This window comes from Streptomyces sp. ADI95-16, assembly GCF_003721495.1.
GTDB lineage: Bacteria > Actinomycetota > Actinomycetes > Streptomycetales > Streptomycetaceae > Streptomyces > Streptomyces goshikiensis.
In genome coordinates this window covers 1,024,438-1,034,921 of sequence record NZ_CP033581.1, presented here as the reverse complement: position 1 = coordinate 1,034,921, position 10,484 = coordinate 1,024,438, and the positions used below count along the sequence as shown (strand labels likewise).

Below are 10,484 nucleotides of genomic sequence, written 5' to 3'. Positions count from 1 at the left end.
CCTGATGCCCGATCCGAAGCCCGATGTGATGCCCCGCCCCAGTCCCCACGCCAATCCCCATCACATTTCCCGCCCGATTTCCGTATGCATCGCGCATTTCTCCAGGAGGTGACGTTCCAGTGGCCGGCACGAACGAAGAAAAGCTTCTCGAAAACCTGAAGTGGATGACCACGGAGCTGCGGCGGGCCCGCCGCCGCATCCAGGAGGTCGAGCAGGACGCGCAGGAGCCCATCGCCATCGTCGCGATGAGCTGCCGCTTCCCCGACGGGGTGCGGTCTCCGGAGGACCTGTGGCGACTGGTGTCCGAGGACGGTGACGCCATCACCGGATTCCCCGACGACCGGGGCTGGGACATCGCGTCCCTCGCCGACCCCGACCCCGACCGGAAGGGCACCTTCTACAACACCGGCGGCGGATTCCTTTCCGACGCCACCGTGTTCGACCCCGGATTCTTCGGGATATCGCCGCGCGAGGCACTGGCGATGGACCCGCAGCAGCGCCAGATCCTGGAAACGTCCTGGGAGGTGTTCGAGCGCGCCGGAATCGATCCGGCGTCCGTACGCGGCAGCCGCACCGGCGTCTACATCGGCGCGGGCGCCATGGGGTACGGGGCCGACCTGAAGGAGGTCCCGGAGGGTCTCGAAGGGCTGCTTCTGACGGGCGGCGCGACGAGCGTGCTCTCGGGCCGGGTCAGTTACGTCCTCGGCCTGGAGGGCCCCGCCGCCACCATCGACACGGCCTGCTCCTCCTCCCTCGTCGCCCTGCACCTGGCCATCCAGGCCCTGCGGCAGCGCGAGTGCTCGCTCGCCCTGGTCGGCGGCGTGTGCGTGATGCCCACGCCCGACGTGTTCGTCGAGTTCAGCCGCCAGCGCGGCCTCGCCGCCGACGGGCGCTGCAAGTCCTTCGCCGCGGCCGCCGACGGCACCGGCTGGTCCGAGGGCGTCGGCGTCCTCCTGGTGGAACGCCTCTCCGAGGCCCGCCGCAACGGGCACCCCGTGCTCGCCGTGGTCCGCGGTTCGGCCGTCAACCAGGACGGCGCCAGCAACGGTCTGACCGCCCCCAACGGCCCCTCCCAGCAGCGCGTCATCCGCCAGGCCCTGGAGAACGCCCGGCTCTCCGCCGCCGAGGTCGACGCCGTCGAGGCCCACGGCACGGGCACCCGGCTCGGTGACCCCATCGAGGCGCAGGCGCTGCTCGCCACCTACGGCCAGGACCGCCCCGAGGGCCGGCCGCTGCGCCTGGGCTCCCTCAAGTCCAACATCGGCCACACCCAGGCCGCGGCCGGTGTCGCGGGCATCATCAAGACGGTCATGGCGATCCGCCACGGCGTCCTCCCGCGCACCCTGCACGTCGACGAGCCGACCCCCGACGTCGACTGGTCGGGCGGGGCGGTGTCGCTGCTGACCGAGCCGATGGCGTGGCCCGAGACCGGCGCCCCGCGCCGCGCGGCCGTCTCCGCGTTCGGCGTGAGCGGCACCAACGCGCACACCATCATCGAGCAGGCTCCGCCGGAGGCGGGCCCCGAGGGCGAGGGCACGGACGGGGCCGCCGCCCCGGAGGCCGCCCCGGCCGCCGCCGGGCCCGCCGTGCTGCCCTGGACGCTCTCGGGCCGGACCGCCGCCGCGCTGCGCGCCCAGGCCGCCCGGCTGATCGCCGCCCGCGCCCAGGACGGCGCCGCCGCCCCGGCCCTCGACCTCGGCTACTCCCTCGCCACCACCCGCGGCGCCCTGGAGCACCGCGCGGTGCTCATCGGCCGCACGGACGAAGACCTCGACACCGCCCTCGCCGCCCTCGCCGCCGGCGAGGAAGCCGCCGGCCTGGTCACCGACAGCGTCACCGAGGGCCGGACCGCGTTCCTCTTCACCGGCCAGGGCAGCCAGCGCCCGGGCATGGGACGTGAACTGTACGAGAACTGCCCGGTGTTCGCGGAGGCCCTCGACGCGATCTGCGCGCAGCTGGAACTCCCCCTGAAGGACGTCCTGTTCGGATCCGACGCCGCCGCGCTGAACCGGACGGAGTACGCGCAGCCCGCGCTGTTCGCCGTGGAAGTGGCCCTCTTCCGGCTGCTCGAATCATGGGGTCTGCGACCGGACTTCGTGTCCGGGCACTCCATCGGCGAGATCGCCGCCGCGCACGTCGCGGGCGTCCTGTCGCTGGCCGACGCCTGCACGCTGGTCGCCGCCCGGGGCCGTCTGATGCAGGCGCTGCCGTCCGGCGGGGTCATGATCGCGGTGGAGGCCTCCGAGGAGGAGGTCCTGCCACTGCTGACGGACCGCGTCGGCATCGCGGCGGTCAACGGGCCGCGCTCGGTGGTCGTCGCCGGTGACGAGGACGCGGCGCTCGCCGTCGCGGAGGCGTTCGCCGACCGGAAGACCAAGCGGCTCACCGTCAGCCACGCGTTCCACTCGCCGCACATGGACGGCATGCTCGACGCCTTCCGCGAGGTGGCCGAGCGGCTCACGTACGCGAGCCCCCGCATCCCGGTCGTCTCCAACCTGACCGGCGCCCTCGTCTCCGACGAGATGGGTTCGGCGGAGTTCTGGGTCCGGCACGTCCGCGAGGCGGTCCGGTTCCTCGACGGCATCCGCGCCCTGGAAGCCGCCGGAGTCACCACCTACGTCGAACTCGGCCCCGAGGCCGTCCTGTCCGCGCTCGCCCAGGACTGCGTCACCGGTGAGACGGCGGCCTTCGTCCCCGCGCTGCGCGGCGGCCGGCCCGAGCCCGAGACGGCCCTCGCCGCCCTCGCCCGCGCCCACGCCCGCGGCGCCACCGTCGACTGGACGGCGTACTTCTCCGGCACCGGCGCCCGCCGAGTCGACCTGCCCACCTATGCCTTCCAGCACTCCCGCTACTGGCTGGAGCCCGCCGCCACCACGGCCGGAGACGTCAGCGTGGCCGGACTCGACCCGGCCGCGCACCCGCTGCTCGGCGCGGCCGTCACCCTGGCCGGCTCCGACCGGGTGCTGTGCACCGGCCGGCTCGCGCTCCGCACCCAGCCCTGGCTCGCCGACCACACCGTGGCGGGCACCCCCGTACTGGCCGGCGCCGCGTTCGTCGAACTCGCCGTCCGCGCGGGCGACCAGGCCGGCTGCGGGCACGTCGAGGAGCTGGTGCTCGACGCGCCGCTGACGCTGCCCGCCGACGGCGGCGTACGGGTCCAGGTGCTCGTGGAGGACCCCGACGAGCAGGGCCGCCGCGGCTTCACCGTGTCCGCCCGGCCCGAGGGCGACGCCGCCGAGGACACCGGCTGGACCCGCCACGCCCACGGCGTCCTCGCACCCGCCGAGTCCCCGGCCGCGGCCGCCGGTCTCGCCCAGTGGCCGCCCGCCGGGGCGCAAGCCCTCGACATCAGCGGTCTCTACGCCACCGACGGCGCCACCGACGGCGCCGGCACCGGCCCGGCGCGCGGCCCGCTGTTCCGGGCCGTCGAGGCGGCCTGGCACCACGACGGCGCCTACTACGCCCAGCTGCGCCTGCCCGAAGACGCCCCGCAGGCAGCCGACTTCGGCCTCCACCCCGCCCTGCTGGACGCCGCCGCGCACACCGCGCTCGCCCTGGCGGCCCCGTACGCCGACGGCGCGGGCAGCGGTGTCGGACCGGGCAGCGTCTGGTCCGACGTGACCCTGCACGCGACGGGCGCCGGCGCCCTGCGCGTCCGGATCCGGCCCGCCGCCGACGGGGCGTTCGCCCTGGACCTCGCCGACGACCTCGGCGACCCGGTGGCCACCGTCGGCCGGCTGACCCCGCGGCCGTTCACGGCCGGGACCACCGGCGCCCCCGCCGCGGTACCGGCCGTCGTCCGCGAGGCACTGTTCCAGCTCGACTGGACGCCGCTGCCGCTGCCGTCACGGCCGGAGGGCGTCGCAGCGCCGGCCGAACCCGCGGGCGGATGGGCGGTGCTGGGCTCCACCGGAAGCGGTCCGGCCACCCGCCACGCCGACCTGGCGGAGCTCGCCGCGGCGATCGACGCCGGCGCCCCCGTGCCCGCGTACGTCCTCGCCCCCTTCCCCCGGCAGGCCGACGGCCTCGCGCCGGACACCCTGCGCGAGGCCGCGCACCGGGCGCTCGCCCTCGTGCGCGGCTGGCTGGCCGACACCCGGTTCGAGACGTCCCGCCTGGTCGTCGTGACCAGCGGCGCGGTCGCCGGGCCCGGTGAAGGCGGCACGGACCTGCCGCACGCCGCCGTACGCGGCCTGCTGAGGTCGGCCGAGACCGAGAACCCCGGCCGCTTCCTCCTCGCCGACGTCCGCGACCTCGCCGACCTCGACGACCCGGCCGGCGCGGCCCTCCTCGCCGAGGCCCTCGCGTCCGGCGAGCCGGAGCTGCTGCTGCGCGACGGAGCCGTCCACGTACCGCGACTGCGGCGCACCCGCCCGGCCGCCACCCCGACGGCCGGAACGACGGACTCCGACCCGGCGGCCGGGGCCGGCGCCGCAGGCCCCGCCGTCGTCGACCCGAACGGCACCGCGCTGATCACCGGCGGCTCCGGCACCCTCGCCGGGATCGTCGCCCGCCACCTCGTCACCGCCCACGGCGTACGCAGGCTGCTGCTGCTCAGCCGTCGCGGCGCCGACGCGCCCGGCGCCGCCGAACGGACCGCGGAACTCGCCGCGCTCGGCGCCGAGGTCACCTGGGCGGCCTGCGACGCCGCCGACCGCGACGCCCTGGCCGCCGTCCTGGAGGCCGTCCCCGCCGAACACCCCCTCACCACCGTGGTCCACACCGCGGGCGTCCTCGACGACGGCGTCGTCGGATCCCTCACCCCCGAGCGCCTGGACACGGTCCTGCGCCCGAAGGCCGTCGCCGCCCTCCACCTGCACGAGCTGACCCGCGAACTGCCGGTCACGGCGTTCGTCCTCTACTCCGCCATCGCCGGCACCCTCGGCAGCGCGGGCCAGGCCAACTACGCCTGTGCCAACGTGTTCCTGGACGCCCTCGCCCAGCACCGCCACCACCAGGGCCTGCCGGCCACCGCGCTCGCCTGGGGCCTGTGGGCCGACGCCAGCGGGATGACCGCCGGCCTCGACGAAGCCCAGCTGCGCCGCATGGAGCAGCACGGCGTGGGCGCCCTCACCGCCGGCGACGGAACGGCCCTGCTCGACGCGGCGCTCGCCTCCGGCCGCCCCGTCCTGGTCCCCGCCCGCCTGAACCCCGCCGCGCTGGCCGCCGCCGCCGCGCCCGGGCCCGTGGCCCCCGTCTTCCGGGAGCTCCTCGGCCCGGCCGGGCGCCGTACCGCGCGCACCCGTACCGACGGGGGCACCCCGCTCGCCGAACGGCTCGCCGCCCTCACCCGGCCCGAGCAGGACCGGGCCCTGCTCGATCTCGTACGGGCCCAGGTCGCCTCCGTGCTCGGCCACGCCTCGGCCGAACAGGTCGAGCCCGCCAAGGCGTTCAAGGACCTCGGCTTCGACTCGCTCACCGCCGTCGAACTGCGCAACCGCCTCGGCGCGGTCACCGGACTGCGCCTGGCCACCACGCTCGTCTTCGACCACCCCTCGCCCACCGCGCTCGCCCGGCAGCTGCGCACCGACCTCCTCGGCGACGCGGACGAGGCCGGCCAGGAGGGTCCCCAGGACCTGCGGGGCGCGGCACCCGGCGCCGACGACGCCATCGCCATCGTCGCCATGAGCTGCCGCTACCCCGGCGGCGTCCGCGGCCCCGAGGAGCTGTGGCGGCTCGTCGAGACCGGCGGCGACGCGATCGCCGGGCTCCCCGGCAACCGCGGCTGGGACACCGCCGAGCTGTACGCCGGGCAGGACGGCCGGACCTTCGCGGGCGGCTTCCTCCACGACGCCGACTCCTTCGACGCCGACTTCTTCGGGATCTCGCCGCGCGAGGCCCTGGCCATGGACCCGCAGCAGCGGCTGCTGCTGGAAACCTCCTGGGAGGCGATCGAGCGGGCGGGCATCGACCCGTCGTCGCTGCGCGGCACCCGGGCCGGCGTGTTCGTCGGCGCCTCGGCCGGCGGCTACGACGCCCAGCTGGAGCGGTCCGCCGACGTGGACGGCGTCCTCGGCCACGTGATGACCGGCAACGCGGGCAGCGTCATGTCCGGCCGCGTCTCCTACGCGCTGGGCCTGGAGGGCCCCGCCGTCACCGTCGACACCGCCTGCTCCTCCTCGCTGGTCGCCCTGCACTGGGCCGTCCAGGCGCTGCGCAGCGGCGAGTGCTCGATCGCGCTGGCCGGTGGTGTCACCGTGATGTCCACGCCCGGGACCTTCAGCGAGTTCAGCCACCAGGGCGGGCTCGCCCCCGACGGCCGCTGCAAGGCGTTCGCGGCCGCCGCGGACGGTACGGGCTGGGGCGAGGGTGTCGGCATGCTGCTCGTGGAGCGGCTCTCCGACGCCCAGCGCAACGGTCACCCGGTGCTGGCCGTGGTGCGGGGTTCGGCGATCAACCAGGACGGTGCGAGCAATGGCCTGACGGCCCCCAACGGGCCCTCGCAGCAGCGCGTGATCCGCGCCGCCCTCGCGAGCGCCGGGCTGTCGGCGGCGGATGTCGACGCGGTCGAGGCGCACGGCACGGGTACCCGGCTCGGTGACCCCATCGAGGCGCAGGCACTGCTCGCCACATACGGCCAGGACCGCGCCGACGGGCAGCCGCTGCTGCTCGGCTCCATCAAGTCGAACATCGGTCACACCCAGGCCGCCGCCGGTGTCGCGGGCATCATCAAGATGGTCATGGCCATGCAGCACGGGGTGCTCCCGCAGACCCTGCACGTGGACGAGCCGAGCCCGCACGTCGACTGGTCGGCCGGGGACATCGCCCTGCTGACGCGGGCCACCGCCTGGCCCGAGACCCGTAGGCCGCGACGCGCCGCGGTGTCCTCGTTCGGCATCAGCGGCACCAACGCCCACACCATCATCGAGCAGGCCCCGGAGCCCGCGGACCGGCCCGCGCCGACGGCCACGCCGGTACCGGTGCCCTACGTCCTGTCGGCCCGGAGCCCGCAGGCGCTGCGCGCCCAGGCCGCCCGGCTGCTGCCCGTCGCCGAGGAAGCGGTCGCCGCCGACGGCTCCGGTCTGCCGGACCTGGCCTACTCCCTGGCCACCGGCCGCGCGGGCCTCGAACACCGGGCGGCGTTCGCCGCCGACGACCGTGAGGGCCTGCTGCGCGCCCTCGCCGGCCTCGCGGCCGACGAGCGGCCGCCGGGGCTGATCCGCGGCACGGTGTCGGGCGGCGGGCTGGCGTTCCTGTTCACGGGGCAGGGCAGCCAGCGGCTCGGAATGGGCCGTGCGCTGTACGCGACCTACCCGGTGTTCGCGGACGCGCTGGACCGGGTGTGCGAGCGGTTCGACCTCGAACTGCCCCTGAAGGACGTGCTGTTCGGTACGGACGCCGAGGCGCTGGACCGTACGGAGTACACGCAGCCCGCGCTGTTCGCGGTCGAGGTGGCGCTGTTCCGGCTCCTGACCTCGTGGGGCCTGCGCCCGGACTTCCTGTCCGGTCACTCCATCGGTGAGATCACCGCCGCCCACGTGGCGGGCGTGCTCTCGCTGGAGGACGCGTGCTCGCTCGTCGCCGCCCGGGGCCGCCTGATGCAGGCGCTGCCGTCCGGTGGCGTGATGATCGCGGTCCAGGCCTCGGAGGAGGAGGTCCTGCCGCTGCTGACCGACCGGGTGAGCATCGCGGCGGTCAACGGGCCGCGCTCGGTCGTCGTCGCTGGTGACGAGGACGCGGCGCTCGCCGTCGCGGAGGCCTTCCCGGACCGCAAGTCCAAGCGGCTGACCGTCAGCCACGCCTTCCACTCGCCGCACATGGACGGGATGCTCGCCGACTTCCGCAAGGTGGTCGAGGGGCTCACGTTCCAGGACCCGCGCATCCCGGTCGTCTCGAACCTGACCGGATCGGTCGTCACCGACGAGATGGGCTCCGCCGACTTCTGGGTCCGCCACGTCCGCGAAGCCGTCCGCTTCCTCGACGGCATCCGCGCCCTGGAGGCCGCCGGCGTACGGACGTACCTCGAACTCGGCCCAGACGGCGTCCTGTCCGCGCTCGCCCAGGACTGCCTCACCGAGGACGCCGGCTTCGTACCGGTCCTGCGCGCGGCGCGTCCCGAGGCCGAAGCCGTGACCGCCACCGCCGCCCTCGCCCACGCGTACACCCGTGGCGTCCCCCTCGACTGGCGGGCGTACTTCGCCGCCACCGGGACCGGCGCCCACCGCGTCGACCTGCCCACCTACCCCTTCCAGCCCGTGCGCTACTGGCCCGAGCCCGCCGCCCCCGGCGGCGCGGCGCAGACCGCTCCCGCCGCGGCCGGGGCCGACGCCCGGTTCTGGGACGCCGTCGAACGGGCCGATCTGACGGCGCTCGCCGACGAGTTCGACGTCGAAGGCGACCAGCCGCTCAGCACCGCGCTGCCCGCCCTCTCCGCATGGCGGCGGGACCAGCAGGCCCGGGCGAAGGCCGAATCCCTCCTCTACCGCGTCACCTGGCAGCCCTGGTCCGGCCCCGACCGGGGAACCCCGGCCGGCACCTGGATCGTCCCCGTCCCCGCCGCGCAGGCCCAGGACCCGTGGGTGCGCGCGCTGACCGACCGCATGAGCGGTGACGGCGCCCGCATCGTGCCGCTGCCGCTCGACGTCGCCGACGGCGACCCGGCCGTCCTGCGCGCGCACCTGGCCGCCGCCGGACCGGTCAGCGGCGTCCTCTCGCTGCTGGCCCTGGACGAGCGGCCGCACCCCGAGCACCCGTCGGTGCCCGTCGGGCTCGCCCTGACCGCCGCCCTCGCCACGGCGCTCACCTCGGAGCCCGACGCCGATGCGGACCAGCCGGGCGGCCACGCGAACGCGCCCCTGTGGTGCGTCACCCGCGACGCCGTCGCCGCCGCTCCCGGCGACACCCTCGGCGGGGCCGCCCAGTCCCAGGTCTGGGGCCTCGGCCGGGTCATCGCCCTGGAACACCCCGACCGCTGGGGCGGCCTCGTCGACCTGCCCGAGGTGTGCGACGAGCGCGCCCTGAACCGGCTGTCGGCCGTACTCACCGGCGCCGGCGACGAGGACCAGCTGGCGATCCGCGCCGCCGGACCGCTCGTACGACGCCTCGTCCACGCCGCCCCGTCGACCGGCGCCCGCACCGCACCGCCGTGGACCCCGGACGGCACCGTGCTCATCACGGGCGGCACCGGCGCCCTCGGCCGCCACGTGGCACGGCACCTCGCCGCACGCGGCGCGCGGCGGCTCGTGCTCGTCAGCCGCAGCGGCGCCGACGCGCCCGGCGCCACCGAGATCCGGGCGGAACTCGAAGCGCTCGGCGCGGCCGTGACCCTCGCGGCCTGCGACGTCACCGACCGGGACGCGCTCGAAGCACTCGTCACCCGCCTCGCGGCCGACGACACCCCCGTACGCGCCGTCGTGCACGCCGCGGGCGTCTCCCAGCCGCCCGGCACCGGCACCGACCTGCCCGGCTTCGCCCGGGTCGTCACCGCCAAGACCGCCGGCGCCGTCCACCTCGACGCGCTGTTCGACACCCCGGACTCCCTCGACGCGTTCGTCCTCTTCTCCTCCATCGCCGGCGTCTGGGGCAGCGGCGGCCAAGGGGCCTACGCCGCCGCCAACACCTTCCTCGACGCGCTCGCCGAGCGCCGCGCCGCCCGGGGGCTCGCCGCCACGGCGATCGCCTGGGGACCGTGGGCCGACGGCGGCATGGCCACCGAGGGCGACGCGGAGGAGCAGCTCACCCGTCGCGGACTGCCGCCCGTCGACCCGGGGACGAACCTCCTCGCCCTGGAACGCGCCCTCGCCGGCCGCGACGCGGCGGTGACCGTGGCCTCCGTCGACTGGGCCCGGTTCGCCCCGGTGTTCGCCGCGGCCCGCCCCCGCCCGCTCGTCGGCGACCTGCCCGAGGTGCGCGGCGTACTGCGCGAGGAACCGCACGCCGGCGCCGGCACGTCCGCCGACGCGGCCGCGACCGTCCTCGGCCGGCTCGGCGAGCTGTCCGGGGACGAGCGCGACACGGCGCTCCTCGACCTCGTGCGCGAGCACGCGGCGGCCGCGCTCGGCCACCCCTCCGCGGACGCCGTCGCACCCGACCGGGCCTTCAAGGACCTGGGCTTCGACTCGCTGACCGCGGTCGAACTGCGCGACCGGCTGGGCGCCGCGTGCGGCCTGCGGCTGCCGTCCAGCCTCGTCTTCGACTACCCCAACCCGCAGGCCCTGACCCGCCACCTGCTGCGCACCCTCTTCCCCGAGGGAAGCGGCGGCGCGGCCGTCACGGACCTCGACAGCGACCCGCAGGACGCGGAGCTGCGCAGGACGCTCGCCACCATCCCCCTCGGCCGGATCCGCGAGGCCGGACTCCTGGACACCCTCCTGCGGCTCGCCGGACCCGACACCCCGGCCACCGAGCCCGGTGCCGAGGCCGTCGACCCGGGCGGGTCCATCGACACGATGGACCTCCAGGACCTCCTCGACCTCGCCCTCGACGGCGGGGGCGGCCTCGACGACGACACCCCCGACACCACCACCAGCAACAGCAACTTCTGA

The 10,484-nt window shown here is 76.1% G+C and carries 1 protein-coding gene; it reads left to right on the top strand.

Going from position 1 to position 10,484, the window contains the following annotated elements; all coding sequences use genetic code 11:
• Positions 1-119 precede the first annotated feature (119 nt).
• Positions 120-10,484, top strand: a complete 10,365-nt coding sequence (locus tag EES41_RS04370) for a type I polyketide synthase (protein ID WP_123075816.1) — start codon at positions 120-122, stop codon at positions 10,482-10,484.